At 61.6% G+C, this 18,758-nt stretch carries 18 protein-coding genes; 7 read left to right on the top strand and 11 right to left on the bottom strand.

All coding sequences use genetic code 11. The annotated features are described in order from the left end of the window. The first annotated feature begins 19 nt into the window (after positions 1-19). Positions 20-1,414, top strand: coding sequence for a class II fumarate hydratase (locus tag ACRESH_RS06970; protein ID WP_431741276.1), 1,395 nt, complete (start codon positions 20-22; stop codon positions 1,412-1,414). 1 nt (position 1,415) lies between these two features. Here ACRESH_RS06970 and ACRESH_RS06965 read toward each other — a convergent pair whose 3' ends face one another. Next, positions 1,416-2,372, bottom strand: a complete 957-nt coding sequence (locus ACRESH_RS06965) for a DMT family transporter (RefSeq protein ID WP_431741275.1) — start codon at positions 2,370-2,372, stop codon at positions 1,416-1,418. A 149-nt stretch (positions 2,373-2,521) separates the two neighbouring features. After that, a complete protein-coding gene (pap, locus tag ACRESH_RS06960; RefSeq protein ID WP_431741274.1) occupies positions 2,522-4,015 on the bottom strand; it encodes a polyphosphate:AMP phosphotransferase in 1,494 nt (497 codons plus the stop codon). Positions 4,016-4,110: 95 nt separating this feature from the next. Here pap and mnmC point away from each other — a divergent pair, with 95 nt between their 5' ends. Together mnmC and ACRESH_RS06950 are read left to right on the top strand one after the other, a co-directional pair. Beyond that, entirely contained in the window at positions 4,111-6,114 is a 2,004-nt protein-coding gene (gene mnmC / locus ACRESH_RS06955; protein ID WP_431741273.1) for a bifunctional tRNA (5-methylaminomethyl-2-thiouridine)(34)-methyltransferase MnmD/FAD-dependent 5-carboxymethylaminomethyl-2-thiouridine(34) oxidoreductase MnmC, read from the top strand. A gap of 104 nt (positions 6,115-6,218) precedes the next feature. Beyond that, positions 6,219-6,446 (top strand): YheU family protein, encoded by a 228-nt coding sequence (locus ACRESH_RS06950; RefSeq protein WP_107025990.1) that lies wholly within the window; start codon positions 6,219-6,221, stop codon positions 6,444-6,446. Here the strand turns inward: ACRESH_RS06950 and csrA are convergent, their stop codons facing one another. The 6 genes from csrA to ACRESH_RS06920 form a co-directional block, all read right to left on the bottom strand. Continuing rightward, positions 6,447-6,629, bottom strand: coding sequence for a carbon storage regulator CsrA (gene csrA, locus ACRESH_RS06945; protein WP_431741272.1), 183 nt, complete (start codon positions 6,627-6,629; stop codon positions 6,447-6,449). 135 nt (positions 6,630-6,764) lie between these two features. Then, complete coding sequence (locus ACRESH_RS06940; RefSeq protein WP_431741271.1) at positions 6,765-7,097, bottom strand: YnfA family protein; 333 nt, start codon at positions 7,095-7,097, stop codon at positions 6,765-6,767. 53 nt (positions 7,098-7,150) lie between these two features. Next, entirely contained in the window at positions 7,151-7,966 is an 816-nt protein-coding gene (locus ACRESH_RS06935; protein WP_431741270.1) for an SDR family oxidoreductase, read from the bottom strand. 237 nt (positions 7,967-8,203) lie between these two features. Continuing rightward, positions 8,204-9,862 (bottom strand): cation acetate symporter, encoded by a 1,659-nt coding sequence (locus tag ACRESH_RS06930; protein ID WP_431741269.1) that lies wholly within the window; start codon positions 9,860-9,862, stop codon positions 8,204-8,206. Further along, the gene (locus ACRESH_RS06925; RefSeq protein WP_431741268.1) at positions 9,859-10,170 is read right to left on the bottom strand and encodes a DUF485 domain-containing protein; all 312 of its coding nucleotides are present in this window, start codon (positions 10,168-10,170) and stop codon (positions 9,859-9,861) included. The genes ACRESH_RS06930 and ACRESH_RS06925 overlap by 4 nt, the downstream gene beginning before the upstream one ends. Before the next feature lie 192 nt (positions 10,171-10,362). Further along, a complete protein-coding gene (locus tag ACRESH_RS06920; RefSeq protein WP_431741267.1) occupies positions 10,363-11,211 on the bottom strand; it encodes a glycine betaine ABC transporter substrate-binding protein in 849 nt (282 codons plus the stop codon). Positions 11,212-11,435: 224 nt separating this feature from the next. Here ACRESH_RS06920 and ACRESH_RS06915 point away from each other — a divergent pair, with 224 nt between their 5' ends. Then, positions 11,436-12,992 (top strand): beta (1-6) glucans synthase, encoded by a 1,557-nt coding sequence (locus ACRESH_RS06915; RefSeq protein WP_431741266.1) that lies wholly within the window; start codon positions 11,436-11,438, stop codon positions 12,990-12,992. Between the two features lie 54 nt (positions 12,993-13,046). Here ACRESH_RS06915 and ACRESH_RS06910 read toward each other — a convergent pair whose 3' ends face one another. Continuing rightward, positions 13,047-13,409 carry a hypothetical protein gene (locus ACRESH_RS06910; RefSeq protein WP_431741265.1) on the bottom strand — a complete coding sequence of 121 codons (363 nt, stop codon included), beginning with the start codon at positions 13,407-13,409 and terminating at the stop codon, positions 13,047-13,049. Positions 13,410-13,651: 242 nt separating this feature from the next. Here ACRESH_RS06910 and ACRESH_RS06905 point away from each other — a divergent pair, with 242 nt between their 5' ends. Both ACRESH_RS06905 and ACRESH_RS06900 read left to right on the top strand, forming a co-directional pair. Next, entirely contained in the window at positions 13,652-14,950 is a 1,299-nt protein-coding gene (locus ACRESH_RS06905; RefSeq protein ID WP_431741264.1) for a serine/threonine protein kinase, read from the top strand. Beyond that, positions 14,943-15,728 (top strand): MlaA family lipoprotein, encoded by a 786-nt coding sequence (locus ACRESH_RS06900; protein WP_431741263.1) that lies wholly within the window; start codon positions 14,943-14,945, stop codon positions 15,726-15,728. Before ACRESH_RS06905 ends, ACRESH_RS06900 begins: the two co-directional genes overlap by 8 nt. Positions 15,729-15,734: 6 nt before the next feature. On the opposite strand, the gene ACRESH_RS06895 is transcribed toward ACRESH_RS06900, so the two are convergent. Together ACRESH_RS06895 and ACRESH_RS06890 are read right to left on the bottom strand one after the other, a co-directional pair. Beyond that, positions 15,735-16,895 carry a patatin-like phospholipase family protein gene (locus ACRESH_RS06895; RefSeq protein ID WP_431741262.1) on the bottom strand — a complete coding sequence of 387 codons (1,161 nt, stop codon included), beginning with the start codon at positions 16,893-16,895 and terminating at the stop codon, positions 15,735-15,737. A 54-nt stretch (positions 16,896-16,949) separates the two neighbouring features. Next, entirely contained in the window at positions 16,950-17,882 is a 933-nt protein-coding gene (locus ACRESH_RS06890; RefSeq protein WP_431741261.1) for a lipid A biosynthesis lauroyl acyltransferase, read from the bottom strand. Positions 17,883-17,993: 111 nt separating this feature from the next. Between ACRESH_RS06890 and minC the strand changes: the two genes are divergently transcribed. Beyond that, entirely contained in the window at positions 17,994-18,758 is a 765-nt protein-coding gene (minC, locus tag ACRESH_RS06885; RefSeq protein ID WP_431741260.1) for a septum site-determining protein MinC, read from the top strand.

Genomic DNA, 18,758 nt, shown 5'->3' with positions numbered 1-18,758 from the left:
ACAAGGGAGTGAGCGCAGCATGAGCCGTATCGAAACTGACAGCCTCGGACAGGTCGAAGTTCCTGACCAGGCTTACTGGGGTGCCCAGACGCAACGCTCGCTGATCAACTTCGCCATTGGCAAGGAACGCATGCCATTGGCCGTCTTGCATGCCCTGGCGATGATCAAGAAAGCCGCCGCACGGGTCAACAACCGCAACGGAGACCTGCCGGCTGACATTGCCCGACTGATCGAACAGGCGGCCGACGAAGTGCTCGACGGCCAACTCGACGAGCAGTTTCCACTCGTCGTCTGGCAGACCGGCAGCGGCACCCAGAGCAACATGAACATCAATGAAGTGATCGCCGGCCGCGCCAACGAACTGGCTGGCAAGGGTCGTGGCGGCAAGGTACCGGTCCACCCCAACGATCACGTCAATCGTTCCCAGAGCTCCAACGACTGCTTCCCCACCGCCATGCACATCGCCGCCGCCCAGGCCGTCCAGCACCACCTGCTGCCGGCAATCGCCGAGCTGTCGTCGGGGCTGGCAGAGCTGGCGGCGCGCCACCAGCACCTGGTAAAGACCGGCCGCACCCACATGATGGATGCCACGCCGATCACCTTCGGCCAGGAAATCTCGGCTTATGTAGCACAACTCGATTACGCTCAGCGGGCGATCCGCTCTGCCCTGCCGGCGGTGTGTGAACTGGCCCAGGGCGGCACTGCTGTGGGCACCGGACTGAACGCGCCGCACGGTTTTGCCGAAGCCATTGCCGCAGAGCTGGCGGCCCTCTCCGGCCTGCCCTTTGTCACCGCGCCGAACAAGTTTGCCGCCCTGGCCGGACATGAGCCCCTGACCACCCTGGCAGGTGGCCTGAAGACCCTGGCGGTGGCCCTGATGAAACTGGCCAACGACCTGCGCCTGCTCGGCTCCGGCCCCCGCGGCGGCATCGCCGAAGTGCGCCTGCCAGCCAACGAACCCGGCAGCTCGATCATGCCCGGCAAGGTCAACCCGACCCAATGCGAGGCGCTGTCGATGCTGGCCTGCCAGGTGCTGGGCAACGACACGGCCATCGGCTTCGCGGCGAGCCAGGGCCACCTGCAGTTGAACGTGTTCAAACCGGTAATCATCCACAACCTGCTGCAGTCCATCGAGCTGCTGGCCGACGGCTGTCGCAACTTCCAGCAGCACTGCATCGCTGGCATCGAACCGGATGCAGAACAGATGGCCGCGCATCTGGAACGCGGACTGATGCTGGTTACCGCCCTCAACCCGCACATCGGCTACGACAAAGCAGCAGAAATCGCCAAGAAGGCCTACAGCGAAGGCCGCACTTTACGCGAGGCGGCCTTGACCCTGGGTTACCTGACCAACGAGCAATTCGAGCAGTGGGTACGCCCGCAAGACATGCTCGAACCCGGCAAGAAAGGCTGAGTCACCGGGCCAGGCGTACGCGCCTGGCCCGCCAGCCGGCCATGATCGATGGGCCCAACGCGGTCAACGCCGAACCCAGCACCACCACCAGCGCACCGATGTAACCCAGCGTGTTGATCTGTTCGGCGTGTACATAGTCTGGCCAGAACCAGGCCGCCAAGGCGACGGCAACGAAGGTGATCAAGGGCGTGATCGCCAGGGTGGCGCTGACCTTGGAGGCTTCCCAATGGGCCAGTGCCTCAGCGAAGGCACCATAGGCCACCAGGGTGTTGAGACAGCAGGCGAGCAACAGCCAGCCCTGCAACGGACTCAGTTGCAACGCTTCCAGCGGATGCACCCAAGGCGTCAGGAGCACGGCGCAGCACAGGTAGATGACCATCATCACTTGCAGCGAATTCCACACCGTCAGCAATTGCTTCTGGCTCAGGGCATAGAACACCCATATTGTCGTCGCCAGCAAAATCGTCAGCACACCGGTGGTGTAAACGCTCAGCGAGGTCAACAGCTCCTCCAGGCGCTGATTGAAAAACAGGCCGAACCCCATGAGCAGGATGGCAAGGCCCATCCCTTGTCCGAGACTGAAGCGTTCCTTGAACAGGAACACGCTGGCCACCAGCAGCAGTACCGGACCAAGCTGCACGACCAGTTGCGCAGTGCCAGGGCTAAGCAGGTTCAAGCCCATCAGGTACAGCACATAGTTGCCGACCAGCCCGCAGGTAGCCAATGCCACCAGTCCCCAGCCGTTGCGCCCAAGCCGGCTGAACGATGGCAACCGCTTGCTCGCCGCCAACCAGGCCAGCAACAGGCCGCCGGACACCAACAGGCGAAACCAGGTCACGGTGATCGGGTCCATCACCTGCAGCACCTGTTTGAGCTTGATCGGCAGGATGCCCCAGAGCAAAGCGGTCAATAGCGAAAGAGACAGGCCATAGACCCAGCGTCCGGAAGAAATGTGCATACCAGCCTCGATTGCCCTGTGGTGGGGGGAGACTGGATTCTACGGGCTGGGTGCCTGGGGCCGACAGCTACAATTGCGGAAAAGAATTCAGCACTTCATTCCCTGAGTTACTGCGAGCCGAGAAACACCGCGGGGCAAGCCCGCGATGGCTATTTCTTATCCTTCTTGAACGCCGCCTCCAACGCATCATTGATGGTACGCAGCACTTTGACCCGGGCCCAACGCTTGTCGTTGGCCTCGACCAGCGTCCACGGCGCGATCTCGGTACTGGTGCGGTCAACCATGTCCCCCACCGCTTCGGCGTACTGCCCCCATTTTTCGCGATTGCGCCAATCTTCCTCGGTGATCTTGAAGCGTTTGAAGGGGATCTGTTCACGCTCCTGGAAGCGCTCAAGCTGGGTTTGCTCATCGATCGACAGCCAGAACTTGACCAGTACCACACCGGCACTGGTCAGCTGTTCTTCGAAGTCGTTGATCTCGCCATAGGCACGCATCCAGTCAGCCTGGCTGCAGAAGCCTTCGACCCGCTCGACCAGCACCCGGCCATACCAGGAGCGGTCGAACACGGTGAACTTGCTCCGCGCCGGAATATGCCGCCAGAACCGCCACAGGTAAGGTTGCGCACGCTCTTCTTCAGTGGGAGCGGCAATCGGCACGATGCGGTACTGACGCGGGTCCAGCGCAGCGGCCACCCGCCGAATAGCACTGCCCTTGCCCGCAGCATCATTGCCCTCGAACACCGCCACCAGGGCATGGCGACGCATCTGCTTGTCACGCAGCAAGCCGGCCAGACGCGCTTGTTCGGTGATCAATTGTTCCTGGTAGTCGCTCTTGCCCAGGCGCAAGGTCATGTCCAGGCTGCCCAACAAGCTGCGCTGATCGATGCTCTGCCCCAATGGCGCAATGTTGGCCTTGTGTACCGGCGCGTGCTGGACCTTGAGCGCCGCCTGCAGGCCCTCGAGCAGGATGCGCCCGACCGCCAGGCTGCGGTAATGCGGATCAACCCCTTCGATCACATGCCAGGGCGCGTAGTCACGGCTGGTCTGGCGCAGCACCCGTTCGCCAAAGCGTACGAAACGGTCGTAGGTTTGCGACTGCTGCCAGTCCAGCTGACTGATGCGCCAGCTGTGCACCGGATCGTCCTTGAGCGCCTTGAGCCGGGCTTTCATCTGCTTCTTGGACAGGTGGAACCAGAACTTGAAAATCAGCGCGCCTTCGTCACAGAGCATTTCCTCCAGGCGCTCGGCACCACGAATGGCCTGGTCGAGCACAGCATCCTTGAACAAGCCATGGACCCGGCCCTGAAGCATCTGGCTGTACCAGTTACCGAAAAACACCCCAATCCGCCCCTTGGCCGGCAGCGCGCGCCAGTAGCGCCAGGCCGGTGGTCGGGCAAGCTCTTCATCGGTCTGCTGGTCGAAGGTGCGCACTTCGATCAAGCGCGGGTCCATCCACTCACTGAGCAGCTTTACCGTCTCGCCCTTGCCGGCGCCTTCAATACCGTTGATCAGCACAATCACCGGAAAACGCGACTGCTGCTTGAGCTCGAACTGCGCCTCGAGCAAGGCCTCACGTAACGCCGGAACTTCGGCTTCGTAGGTTTGTTTGTCGATGGCGTGACCAATTTCAGCGGATTCGAACATACCAGGCTCCCTACATGGATGAGCAAGACTAGCGGATCCGGGTAGACTTTGTCCGGGTAAGCTAAAATGCCGCTCTAGACCTGCCTGAGCCGACCATGACCGAAGTTACCCACTACGCCCAGATCGACTGGGACGACCAGGGCCGCCCCCATTCACGCCAGTTCGATGACATCTACTTTTCCAAGGATCAGAGCCTGGAAGAGACCCGTCATGTGTTCATCGATCAGAATGACCTGCGCCAGCGTTTCAGCGCGATGCTGCCCGACCAGTGCCTGGTGATCGGTGAAACCGGCTTCGGCACGGGGCTGAACTTCTTCTGTGCCTGGCAGCTGTTCAGCGAGTGCGCGGCAGCTGACGCGCATCTGCATTTCGTCAGTGTGGAGAAGTACCCGCTCAGCCACGCCGACCTGACCCGCGCCCTGGCCCTGTGGCCGGAGCTGGCCCCCTTCAGCACGCAGCTGCTGCGGCAGTACGTGGCAGTACATGAGGGATTCCAGACCTTTGTCTTCGATCAGGGCCGGGTACGGCTGACCCTGATGATTGGTGATGCCCTGGAGCAGTTGCCGCAACTTGACGCCCAGGTCGACGCCTGGTTCCTCGACGGTTTCGCCCCGGCGAAGAACCCGCAGATGTGGACCCCGGAACTGTTCACCCAGATCGGCCGCCTGTCAGCCGCCAATGCCACCCTGGGCACGTTCACCAGCACCGGCTGGGTGCGTCGCGGCCTGATCGCCGTGGGCTTCGAGATGAAGCGCATTCCAGGCATCGGCAAGAAGTGGGAGGTATTGCGCGGCGTCTTCCGTGGCACCCCCGAAGCAATTGACACACCTGCCCCGGCCGCGCCCTGGTTCGCCCGCCCCCCAGCCCTGCCCGGCCCGCGCCAGGCCCTGGTGATCGGCGCCGGCCTGGCCGGTTGCGCCACCGCGGCAAGCCTTGCAGCCCGGGGCTGGCGGGTCAGCGTGCTGGAGCGTCATGCCACTGCGGCGGCCGAGGCCTCGGGTAACCCGCAGGGGGTGCTCTACCTCAAGCTTTCGGCCCATGGCACGGCCTTGTCACGCCTGATCCTCAGCGGATTCGGCTACACCCGGCGCCTGCTCGAAGCCCTGCAACGTGGCCGTGACTGGGACGCTTGCGGCGTCTTGCAGCTGGCTTTCGATGCCAAGGAAGAGCAACGTCAGGCGCTGCTGGCCAACGCCTTCAACACGCAATTGCTCCAGCGCCTGGACCGCGAGCAGGCCGAAACGGTGGCAGGCGTGACGCTGGCCAGCGGCGGGTTGTTCTACCCGCAAGCGGGTTGGGTGCATCCGCCAGCGTTGTGCCAGGCGCAACTGCAGCACCCCAACATCACCTTGCTGACGCACCATCAGGTGCTAGAACTCCGCAAAGTCGACGGCCTTTGGCAGGCGTGGGAAAGCGAGAAATTCCTCGCCAGCGCGCCGCTGGTGGTGCTGGCCACCGCCGCCGAGATCCAGCGTTTCGAGCCCTGCGCAACCCTGCCGCTCAAGCGCATACGCGGCCAGATCACCCGCCTGCCCGCTACCGCGCAAAGCCAGACACTGAGCACCGTGGTCTGCGCCGACGGCTACGTCGCACCCACGCGTGGGGGCGAACACACCCTGGGTGCCAGTTTCGACTTCCATAGCACGGACCTAACGCCCACCGCCGGCGAGCACATCGGCAACCTGCGCCTGCTGGAAGAAATATCCAGCGACCTGGCCGAGCGCCTCGGCACCCGCCAAATCGACCCTCACACCCTTCAGGGCCGGGCAGCCTTTCGCTGCACCAGCCCCGACTACTTGCCCATCGTCGGCCCCTTGGCCGACCAACAAGCGTTCAACCAACACTACGCGGTGCTGGCCAAGGACGCCCGTCAGGTGCCGAACACGCCCTGCCCCTGGCTTGAAGGCCTGTACATCAATAGCGGCCATGGCTCGCGTGGGCTGATCACCGCACCCTTGTCGGGTGAATTGATCGCCGCCTGGGTCGACAACGCACCGCTGCCGGTACCGCGCAGTGTCGCCGAAGCCTGCCACCCGAATCGCTTCATGCTGCGCGAGCTTGTTAGGGGGAGGAAAGCAGCTTCAAGTGGCAAGCTGTAAGCTGCAAGAAAGGGCAAAGCTGAACCACTCACTCTCGCCTTCCCGCTCGGTCAGGACAGGTTTCGCGTAACATAAGTGCACACTTCGCCAAACCTGACCTGTATATGCTGATTCCCTACGACCAACTGGAAGCCGAAACCCTCACCCGCCTGATCGAGGACTTCGTCACCCGCGACGGCACCGACAACGGCGACGACACCCCGCTGGAAACCCGCGTGCTGCGTGTACGCCAGGCCTTGGCGAAGAAGCAGGCGTTCATCCTCTTCGACCTTGAAAGCCAGCAATGCCAGCTGCTGGCCAAGCACGACGTGCCCAAGGAACTGTTCGACTGATCAGCCGGCATCCTTGGCCGACTGTTCGGCAATGCGCCGATAGATTTCTGCCCGGTGTACTTCGATGTCGCGCGGTGCGCTGATACCGAAGCGCACCACATTGCCCTCCACCGAGAGCACCTTGACCTTGATGTGCTCATCAATGGTGATGACTTCGCCTACTTCGCGGCCTATTACCAACATGCTCCGATCCTCCACAAAGCTGAGAATTCGGAGACTGCATGGGGTGTCAGAGCGCTTCAATACTCCGCCAATCAAATAGACCGATCCCACCGCGACTTACGAATTTGCCTACAGATTTTCGTCATTTTCGCGCATTCAAGCACTCTGCAGACGCGGCCCCAGAACGATGATGCTGGCCCCCAACACACACAGCAGCGCGCCGATCCAGTCGCTGCCCAGCGGCCGCGCCCGCTCGATCAGCGCAAGCCAAAGCAACGACGCAACGATGTAGATGCCACCATAGGCGGCGTAGGCGCGTCCGGCATAGGCCGCCTCGACGCGGGTCAGGATCAGGGCGAACAGGGTCAGACTGAGCAGGGCCGGGGCAATCCACCAGCCGCTCTTGCCCAGCCGCAACCACATGTAAAAGGCATAGCAACCGGCGATCTCAAAGACCGCCGCGAGGAAAAACCACAGGTAATTGATCACACCAGGTACTCAAAGGCTGTTGAAAAAACGCCAAGAATACCTGATACAAGGGCTCAGGCCTGCGAAGGTCGGGCCTTGGCGCGCATTTTCTCGGCCATGCTGGCCATCTCGTCGTAGAGCAGCTGCGGGTTGCGCTGCTTGAGCTGCCAGGCTTCGCGCCCCTGCTCATGGGGCAAAATCAGGAACTGACCGTCTGCGACCTGCTGGTAAATGTAGTCAGCAATATCAGCGGCGCTGATCGGCGAGCTTTCCAGGAGCTTGCCAACCTGGGCCTTCATCGCCGGGGTCGGGCCACGGAATGAGTCCAACAAATTGGTCTGGAAGAACGATGGACACACCACATGCACCGCCACTTGCTGTTGGCGCAACTCGATCAGCAGGCTTTCCGAAAGCGCCAGGACACCGGCCTTGGCCACGTTGTAGTTGCTCATCGCCGGCCCCTGCATCAAGGCCGCCATCGAGGCGATGTTGATGATCCGGCCCTTGCTGCGTTCAAGCATCGGCAGGAAGGCCTTGCAACCCTTGACCACACCCATCAGGTTGATCGACAGCTGCCATTCCCAGTCTTCCAGCGACAGCTCGCCAAAGAAGCCGCCCGAGGCCACGCCGGCATTGTTGACGATCACATCGATGCCGCCGAACTTCTCCTCGCAGGCCTGGGCCAGGGCGGTCAGCTGGCTGTAGTCGCGGACATCACAGCGTTGCACAAAGCCTTGGCCACCGGCTTGCTTGACCAGTGCCAGGGTTTCCTTGAGTCCTGCCTCGTTGACATCCGCCAACGCCAGCTGCCACCCCTCGCGGGCCCAGCGCAGCGCGATCTCACAGCCGAGCCCGGAGCCTGCGCCAGTAATCATCATGCGGTTTTGCATAGACGGATGCCTTGTACGGTTCTGGAAAGTTATCGCCAGTGTAGCGAAGACAGGCGCCGTACCCACGCGCTATCAGGATCCTGAATGGCCCAGGCAAACAGTGAGGGTAGCTACAAGCAAAAAGCTACAAGCCGCAAGCCGCAAGCCGCAAGCCAAAGCAGTACACGCACTACTCCAACTTGCGGCTTGTAGCTTAAAGCTTGCCGCTAGAAAGGCGGCCAAAGGCTGCCTTTCGCTTTAGTGCGACACCGCACCGCTGGCACCCAGGCCAGTCTGCGAGCGAACGAACTGCGGGAAGAACAGTGCGCGTTCTTCATCAGCCGCCTTGGACTTGTCAGTGATCGAGAAGAACCAGATCCCTGCGAAAGCGATGAGCATCGAGAACAGCGCTGGGTATTCGTACGGGTAGATGGCTTTCTCGTGACCAAGGATCTGCACCCAGATGGTCGGGCCGAGCACCATCAGCGCCACGGCACTGATCAACCCCATCCAGCCGCCAATCATGGCGCCACGGGTGGTCAGCTTCTTCCAGTACATCGACAGCAGCAGTACCGGGAAGTTGCAGCTGGCAGCAATCGAGAACGCCAGGCCGACCATGAAGGCGATGTTCTGGCTTTCAAACAGGATACCCAGGCCGATCGCCAGTACCGCCAGAGCAATGGTGGTGATCTTCGAGACGCGGATTTCATCCTTCTCGTTAGCCTTGCCTTTCTTGATCACGCTGGCGTACAGGTCGTGGGACACCGCCGAAGCACCGGCCAGGGTCAGGCCGGCCACTACCGCGAGGATGGTCGCAAACGCCACCGCCGAGATAAAGCCGAGGAACACGCTGCCACCGACGGCGTCGGCCAGGTGCACCGCTGCCATGTTGTTGCCACCGATCAGGGCGCCAGCAGCGTCCTTGAAGTCAGGGTTGGTGCTGACCAGCAGGATCGCGCCGAAGCCGATGATGAAGGTCAGGATGTAGAAGTAACCAATGAAACCGGTCGCATACAGAACGCTCTTGCGGGCTTCCTTGGCGTCGCTGACGGTGAAGAAGCGCATCAGGATGTGCGGCAGGCCAGCAGTACCAAACATCAACGCCAGGCCGAGGGAGAAGGCTGAGATCGGATCTTTCACCAGACCGCCCGGGCTCATGATCGCTTCACCTTTGGGGTGAACCTTGATGGCCTCGGAGAACAGCGCGTTGAAGTCGAAGTTGACGTGTTTCATCACCATCAGCGCCATGAAGCTGGCACCGGAGAGCAGCAGCACCGCCTTGATGATCTGCACCCAGGTGGTGGCCAGCATGCCGCCAAACAGCACGTACATGCACATCAGGATACCGACCAGGATCACCGCGATATGGTAATCCAGACCAAACAGCAGCTGGATCAGCTTGCCGGCACCGACCATTTGTGCAATCAGGTAGAAGGCCACCACCACCAAGGAGCCTGAGGCCGACAGGGTGCGGATTTCCTTCTGCCCAAGGCGATACGAGGCGACGTCGGCAAAGGTGTATTTACCGAGGTTGCGCAGGCGTTCGGCAATCAGGAAGAGAATGATCGGCCAGCCGACCAAAAAGCCGATCGAGTAGATCAGGCCATCGTAGCCGGAGGTGAACACCAGGGCGGAAATACCCAGGAAGGACGCTGCCGACATGTAGTCACCAGCAATTGCCAGACCGTTCTGGAAACCGGTGATGCGCCCACCGGCCGCATAGTAGTCGGAGGCGGATTTATTCCGCTTGGAAGCCCAGTAGGTGATGCACAGGGTGGCACCGACGAAGGCGACGAACATGAGGATCGCCGACACGTTCAAAGGTTGTTTATGCACCTCGCCGGTGAGGGCGTCGGCGGCCCAGACGGCAGGTGCGAAAATGCCGAAGGCCAAGGTTGCCAGAAGACGCCGGATCATTGCTGTGCCTCCTTGAGAATCGCTTTGTTCATCTCATCGAACTCACCGTTGGCGCGACGCACGTAGATCCCGGTGAGCACGAAAGCCGAGAGGATCAAACCGATACCGAGGGGAATCCCCCAGGTAACCGAAGAGTCAGGGCTGAGCTTGGCACCCAATACATGCGGACCATAGGCGATCAACAGGATGAAAGCAGAGTAGAGGCCGAGCATGATCGCCGAGAGAATCCAGGCGAAACGTTCGCGTTTTGACACCAGCTCCTTGAACCGCGAGCTGTTTTGTATCGAGAGATAAATGCTGTCGTTCATTGTTTTTGTCCTCGCAGCACAGATTAGGTAGTACCCGCTCCACTTTATGCTGCCTTTGGACGCACTCCAGACGACCTTAGTCTTAGATGCAAAACTGTTTTACCGATTCGGTAACAGCCAGGAACGACAAGGGCCGCAGCGCCGTTTTCGGTGCTGCGGCCCTGGAAGGTGCCAGATAGAAGCTTTAGGCCATTACTTGGAGGTCCACTCGGCGACGCGCTCTGGGTGTTTGGCCACCCAGTCCTTGGCTGCGGCCTCGGGTTTTGCACCCTCTTGAATGGCCAACATGACCTCGCCGATTTCGTCCTTGGACTGCCACTGGAATTTCTTCAGGAAGGTCGCCACTTCCGGCGCCTTGGTCGCCAGTTCCTTGCTACCGATACTGTTGACGGTTTCAGCCGCGCCATATACGCCTTTGGGGTCCTCGAGGAACTTGAGCTTCCACTTGGCGAACATCCAGTGCGGCACCCAGCCGGTCACGGCGATGGATTGTTGCTTGGCATAGGCGCGGCCCAGCTCTGCGGTCATCGCCGCACCGGAGCTGGCCTGGAGTTTGTAGCCGCTGAGGTCGTAGTCTTTGATCGCCTGATCGGTCTTGAGCATCACACCGGAGCCGGCGTCGATGCCGACGATCTTGTGCTTGAAGCTGTCGTCGCTCTTGAGGTCGGCCAGGGAGCTGGCCTTGACGTAGTCGGGGACGATCAGGCCGATCTTCGCGTCTTTGAAGTTGGGACCGTAGTCGACCACGTTATCCTTGTTCTTGCTCCAGTACTCACCATGGGTCACCGGCAACCAGGCCGACATCATGGCGTCGAGCTTGCCGGTCGCCACCCCCTGCCACATGATCCCGGTGGCCACTGCCTGCAGCTTGACGTCATAACCGAGCTTCTGCCTGATCACTTCGGCAGCCACGTTGGTGGTCGCTACACTGTCGGACCAACCATCGACGTAGCCGATGCTCAATTCCTTGGCCGTTGCTTGCGCAGCGCCAATGGCCATTACCAGGGCTGTGCCCACCCCCAGGAGTCGTCGCATTTTCATCAAAGCTTCCCCTCGTCACGTCACGGAAGCTGCATCATCAACCGCTGATGCGCCCTGACCTGCTCTGGCAACGACCTCCAGCCATCGAGAAGCGACATCACCTCGCCAGCAATCTGTGCCGTTACATCAAGCAACATCCACCCCCGTTAACTTTGCCTGACATGGCTTTAGCCCGTGTCATTTGCAGGTACTATTGGCGGCTTTGCTCCCTGACGGTCCGATCCATGTCCCCGACTGCCCGCTTCCCACTGCTGCCCTACCTGTTTGCCTGCCTGCTCGGCGTATTTGCGCTGGGAGGGCTCTGGTACGGGCTGGGCAAGCCGGTGGTACTGCCCGATGCGGCCAGTGCCTCGCACAAACTGCAGTGCGCTTCCTATACACCGTTCGATAAGGACCAATCGCCATTCGACCAGCCGTTCCAGCTGCGCCCGGCACGCATGGACGCCGACCTGGCCCTGCTGGCCCAGCGCTTCGAATGCATCCGTACCTATTCGATGACAGGTCTTGAGGCCATTCCGGCGCTGGCACGCAAGCATGGTTTGAAAGTCATGCTCGGCGCCTGGGTCAATGCCAACCCGGTGGACACCCAGAAGGAGGTCAAGGCCCTGATCGCCTCGGCCAACGCCAACCCGGACGTGGTCAAAGCGCTGATCGTCGGTAACGAAACCCTGCTGCGCAAGGAAGTCAGCGGCCCGCAACTGGCCGCGTTGATCAACCAGGTGAAAAGCCAGGTCAGCGTGCCGGTGACCTACGCCGACGTCTGGGAGTTCTGGCTGCAGCACCCGGAAATCGCCCCAACCGTGGACTTCCTGACCATTCACCTGCTGCCCTACTGGGAAGATGACCCCAAGGGTATCGACGACGCCCTGGTGCATGTCGGCGAGATCCGCCAGGTATTCGGCAACCGCTTTGCGCCCAAGGATATCGTCATCGGCGAAACCGGCTGGCCCAGTGAAGGTCGTCAGCGCGAGACTGCCCTGCCCAGCCGGGTCAATGAAGCGCGCTTCATTCGTGGTTTTGTCGCCATGGCCGAACAGCACGGCTGGCACTACAACCTGATCGAAGCCTTCGACCAGCCCTGGAAACGTGCCAGCGAAGGCGCAGTGGGCGGTTACTGGGGTTTGTACGACGCCGACCGCGAGGACAAGGGCATTCTTGAAGGCCCGGTCAGCAACCTGGTGTTCTGGCCACAGTGGTTGATTGCAGGGGGCCTGCTGTTCGGCGCCACCCTGCTGCTGGCCGGTCGTGTACGCGGTACCCGCGCGGCCCTGCTGTTGCCGCTGCTGGCCGCCCTGGGCGCGGCGAGCCTGGGCCTGTGGGGTGAGCTGGTACGGATCAACAGCCGCTTCGTCGGCGAATGGATCTGGGCTGTGCTGCTGGCCGGATTGAACCTGATTGTCCTGGCCCACGCTGCCCTGGCCCTGGCCCAACGTGATGGCTGGCGCGAGCGGGCTTTTGCCTGGTTTGAGGCGCGGGCGGGCTGGTGGTTGCTGGCGGCAGGTTTTGCGGCGGCGGTGAGCATGCTGGCGCTGGTCTTTGATCCGCGTTATCGCAGTTTCCCGAGCGCCGCACTGGTACTGCCGGCAGTGGTTTACCTGCTGCGCCCGGTTCGTGGGCCGCGGGCCGAAATCGGCCTGCTGGCCTTCATCGTCGGCGCCGGCATCGCACCGCAACTGTTCCGTGAGGGTTTGAGCAATCAGCAGGCGCTGGTCTGGGCCGCAGTCAGTGTGCTGATGGTGGGGGCGTTGTGGCGCAGCTTGCGGGTGCGAGGTCAGGCGTAATCAGGGCTGTTTACACGGCCCATCGTCGGCAATGCCGGCGATGGCCGTACACTATCAGCTCGACCGCCGCACCAAGCGCAACCCCGCCAACACCAGGGCAAACACCGCAATACTGGCGCTGTACAGCACCAGCGCCGGAATCGCGAGCACCAGTGCCAGTACCGCCAAACGCCTGCCCGCTCGCGCTGGCACCACCTGGGCCAGCAACGCCAGCCCCAACGCGGTCCAGGCGATGACCCGCAAATGAATCATCAAGCCCAGGGCCGAACGCACCTGACATTGCCACAATTGCGCCTGCTCGGCGCAGACACCGACCCACTGAGCATCTTCCATCAGGACATAACGCACCCCGTAACTGGCCGCCAGCCACAACGGCAAGAACAGCAACAAAGTGATCAGCGGCAAACGGCGGGACATGGAACGCTCCGGAATCTTCGAAATCGGCGCCCAGCATAATGGTCCGAGCTGTCTATGCAAGGCAAAAGCGCCGACCTCGACTACTTTGAACGGAAGATAAATGGAAGCAATTGTTGCCGCACCACAGGCGAAAACGGCAACATCTGGGACGACAAATGCCGGAGCGCCAGGCAACTTTGCCAGGGACACGATGGTCCTAGCCTGCGTAACGTACTTTGCTGCTGCTTTTTTGGGGATCCGTCATGCTTCGATTACTACGCCTCGCTGCCCTTTCGGGCGGCCTTATCCTGAGTGCGTCCGCGTCGGCACAAGATATCGATGCCGCCAGTTACGGCTACCCGCTGACCAACCCATTCGAGGCGACCATCGCCACGACTCCGCCGGACTTGCGCCCGGAGTTGCCCAGCGACGATGACATCAGCCAGTCCGACTACAGCCTGGATATGTGTCCGGAGCGCGCCTTCACCCTCCCCGACAATTTCTGGGCAGTGAAAAAACTCAAGTACCGTATCGCCAGGCAGGACCATCCGGCGCCGCTGATTTTCCTCATTGCCGGTACCGGCGCGCCCTACTCCAGCAGCACCAACGAATACCTCAAGAAGCTGTTCTACAAAGCCGGCTACCACGTGGTGCAGCTGTCCTCGCCGACCAGCTTCGACTTCATCACCTCGGCCTCGCGCTTCGCCACCCCTGGCGTGACTCGTGAAGACGCCGAAGACCTGTACCGGGTCATGCAAGGCGTACGCGCCCAGCACCCGCGCCTGCCGGTGACCGAGTACTACCTCAGCGGCTACAGCCTTGGCGCCCTGGATGCGGCATTCGTCAGCCATCTCGACGAAACCCGGCGCAGCTTCAACTTCAAGCGCGTACTGCTGCTCAACCCGCCGGTCAACCTCTACACCTCGATCACCAACCTCGACAAACTGGTACAGACCGAGGTCAAGGGCGTCAACAACAGCACCACTTTCTATGAACTGGTGCTGAAAAAACTGACCCGCTACTTCCAGCAAAAGGGCTACATCGACCTCAACGACGCCCTGCTCTATGACTTCCAGCAGTCACGCCAGCACCTGAGCAACGAGCAGATGGCCATGGTCATCGGCACCTCGTTCCGCTTTTCGGCTTCCGATATCGCGTTTACTTCCGACCTGGTCAACCGCCGCGGGCTGATTACCCCGCCCAAGTACCCGATCACCGAAAGCAGTAGCCTAACGCCATTTTTCAAGCGTGCCTTGCAGTGCGACTTCGATTGCTACATCACCGAACAAGTCATCCCTATGTGGCGTGCCCGCACCGACGGCGGTAGCCTGCTGCAACTGGTTGACCAGGTCAGCCTGTACGCCCTCAAGGACTACCTGCAGCAGAGCCCGAAAGTTGCCGTGATGCACAATGCCGACGACGTCATCCTCGGCCCGGGCGACATCGGCTTCCTGCGCAGTACCTTTGGCGATCGCTTGACCCTTTACCCCCACGGCGGCCATTGCGGCAACCTCAACTACCGCGTCAACAGCGACGCCATGCTGGAGTTTTTCCGTGGTTAAACGCCTACTGATTGCTACCGCACTGCTTGCCAGTGGACTGGCCCAGGCCGAAGAAACCGCAGCGCGTGCCAGTGTGGTCGATGCCGATGGCTTCACCGAGCCCCTCAAGGCACTGAAGTTCAACCCGGGACTGGACCAGCGTGAGTTCGAACGCTCAACCCTGGCGGCACTGAATGTCTATGATCCCTTGGAGTCGATGAACCGGCGGATCTACCACTTCAACTACCGCTTCGACCAATGGGTGTTCCTGCCGGTGGTCGATGGCTACCGCTATATCACCCCAGGCTTTGTCCGTAGCGGCGTGAGCAACTTCTTCAGCAACCTGGGCGATGTGCCCAACCTGTTCAACAGCCTGCTGCAGTTCAAGGGCAAGCGCTCGATGGAGATCACCGCACGCCTGCTGCTCAACACCACCGTTGGCGTGGCCGGCCTCTGGGACCCGGCAACCAGGATGGGCCTGCCATACCAGCGCGAAGACTTCGGCCAGACCCTGGGCTTCTATGGTGTCCCCGAAGGCCCTTACCTGATGCTGCCGATCCTTGGCCCTTCGAACCTGCGCGATACTGGCGGGTTGGCGGTGGACTACAGCGCCGAGAACTGGATCAACTTCCTCAACGTTGCCGAAGTCAGCAGCAATCATCCGGAAGTGGTGGTTCTGCGTGCCGTCGACAAACGCTACACCACCAAATTCCGCTATGGCCAACTGAACTCGCCATTCGAGTATGAGAAAGTCCGCTACGTCTACACCGAAGCGCGCAAGCTGCAGATTGCCGAGTAGTTCAATTCAGCCAGCCACCTGGGGCAAGCCGAGGAAGTTGCACAGTTCCCGATGCTTGGCCAGCGCATCACGCCGCCCCAGCTCGATCAGCTCGCTGCAGTAGCCGGCTTCGAACAGCAGGTAGCTGAGCACCCCGGCACCGCTGGTTTTAGTCGCCCCCGGGCCGCGCAGGAACAGGCGCAGGGCCGCGGGCAGCTCAAGGCGATGACGGGCGGCGATTTCATCCAGCGGCTGGCTCGGCGCGACCACCAGCACCTCCACCGGCGCCATGCCCAGGCGCCGACGTTCCAGGTGCTCGGGCATCAGGTGCCCAAGGTGATTGAGGCGTTGTAGCAACTCGATGTCGTCTTCCAGACTGTCGATGAAGGTGCTGTTGAGCATATGTCCACCGATCTGCGCCAGGCTCGGTTGCTGACCACTGAAGATGCGCGGACGCGGCTCACCCTCTAGCGGACGCTGTGGGTTACCGCTGACGCCGACCACCAGCACGCGGCTGGCCCCCAGGTGCAGGGCCGGGCTGATTGGCGCCGACTGACGCACGGCACCGTCGCCGAAGTATTCCTCACCCAGCTTGACCGGTGCGAACAGCAGCGGAATGGCCGAGCTGGCCAGCAAGTGCTCGACACTCAAACGGGTTGGCAAACCGATGCGGCGGTGGCGCAACCAGGGATCGATGGCTCCCCGGCCCTGATAGAACGTCACTGCCTGGCCGGATTCATAGCCGAAGGCCGTCACCGCTACCGCCTGCAGGTGCTGTTGTTCGAGGGCATAGCCAATGCCGTTCATGTCCAGGTGTTGGTTGAGCAGGTGACGCAGCGGTGAGCTGTCGAGCAAGGCCACCGGTACCGGCGCACCGAGGCCGAGCAGGCTATGGCCGACAAAGCGGCTGGCCTGGCGAATCACCCCGGGCCAGTCGCTGCGCAGCACCTGGTGGCTGCGAAAGCCCTGCCAGAAGCTGGTCAGGCGGCGGATTGCATCGGCAAAATGCATCGCCCCGCTGGCCAGGGTCACCGCATTGATGGCCCCAGCCGAAGTACCGACGATCACCGGAAAGGGATTGGCCGCGCCAGGCGGCAGCAGGTCGGCAATGCCGGCCAGCACACCGACCTGATAGGCGGCGCGGGCGCCACCGCCGGAGAGGATCAATCCAGTGATCGGTGCTGTCATGGGGACTTCCTGGATGTGTGGTGAATTCATCGCGGGGCAAGCCCCGCGATTGCCTCAACGCCGCTTATCGTAGAGTTTGGGCGCCCCCGGTGGACGCGACTTGAAGCGCCGATGCGCCCACAGGTACTGCTCCGGACACTCGCGCAAGGCCACTTCAATCCATTGGTTGATGCGCAGGCAGTCAGCCTCTTCCGTCTCGCCCGGGAAATCTTCCAGCGGCGGATGAATCATCAGCCGATAACCGCTGCCATCCGCCAGACGCTGCTGGGTGAAGGGAATCACCCGGGCTTTGCCCAGCCGGGCAAATTTGCTGGTGGCGGTGACCGTGGCGGCCTGGATGCCGAACAGTGGCACGAACAGGCTCTGCTTGGCGCCGTAGTCCTGGTCCGGTGCGTACCAGATCGCGCGCCCGGCACGCAGCAACTTGAGCATGCCACGTACGTCCTCACGCTCCACGGCCAGCGAGTCAGGGTTGTGGCGTTCGCGACCACGGCGCTGAATGAAGTCAAACACCGGGTTACCGTGCTCACGGTACATGCCGTCGATGGTGTGTTCCTGGCCGAGCAGGGCCGCACCAATTTCCAGGGTGGTGAAGTGCAAGGCCATGAGAATCGCCCCTTGGCCATCACGCTGGGCAGCCTGCAGATGCTCCAACCCTTCAATGTGCGCCAGGTGCGCCAGCCGGGCCTTTGGCCACCACCAACTCATGGCCATTTCGAAGAAGGCGATGCCGGTGGAGGCGAAATTTTCCTTGAGCAGGCGCCGCCGTTCGACGGACGGTAGTTCCGGGAAGCACAGCTCCAGGTTGCGCGCAGCAATACGCCGGCGCGCACCGGCCACCCGGTACATCAAGGCCCCCAGAACACGACCGATCACCAGCAATATCCGGTACGGCAGCTGTACGATCAGCCACAACAGCCCAAGGCCCAACCACAGCAGCCAGAAGCGCGGGTGCAGAAAGTAACGACGAAAACGCGGGCGATCCATTAAAGATTCCGGAATGACAATGGCCGGGCATTCTACAACGGTTCGGCACGGGTTGCGGCTAACCGGCGTTCTCGTTATAAGTCTGGGCACTTTTTCGTAACAAGCCGCCCTATGCAGACCATGAGCCAAACCCAAACGCCAGACCAAGACCCTGTGTTCCAGCTCAAGGGCAGCATGCTCGCCATCACCGTGCTCGAGCTCGCCCGGAACAACCTCGAAGGCCTCAACCGGCAGTTGGCGGCCAAGGTTGCCCAGGCACCCAATTTTTTCAGCAACACGCCGTTGGTGCTGGCCCTGGACAAGCTCCCGGCAAGTGAAGGTCCGGTCGACCTGCCGGGGCTGATGCGCGTCTGTCGCCATCACGGCCTGCGCACCCTGGCCATTCGTGCCAGCCGCATCGAAGACATCGCCGCGGCCATCGCCATTGACCTGCCGGTGCTGCCACCGTCCGGCGCCCGCGAACGGCCGGTTGAGCCCGAGCCTGAGGTGGTCAAGCCCGAACCTGCGCCCGCCCCCGCGCCAGTACCTGAGCCTGAACCTGCGATCAGACCGACCAAGATCATTACCACACCGGTACGTGGCGGCCAGCAGATCTACGCCCAAGGTGGCGATCTGGTAGTAGTGTCGTCGGTCAGCCCAGGCGCGGAACTTCTCGCCGATGGCAACATCCATGTGTACGGTGCAATGCGTGGGCGGGCGCTGGCCGGGATCAAGGGCAATACCCGGGCACGCATTTTCTGCCAGCAGCTGACTGCCGAGATGGTCTCGATCGCCGGCCAGTACAAGGTCTCCGAAGACCTGCGCCGTGATCCGCTGTGGGGGGCCGGCGTGCAGATCAGCCTGTCTGGTGACGTGTTGAACATCACCCGTCTTTAA

It is taken from the genome of Pseudomonas sp. (genome assembly GCF_050739775.1).
Classification (GTDB): domain Bacteria; phylum Pseudomonadota; class Gammaproteobacteria; order Pseudomonadales; family Pseudomonadaceae; genus Aquipseudomonas.
The sequence above is the reverse complement of the archived record's forward strand: the minus strand, read 5'-3'. Positions and strand labels throughout refer to the sequence as shown.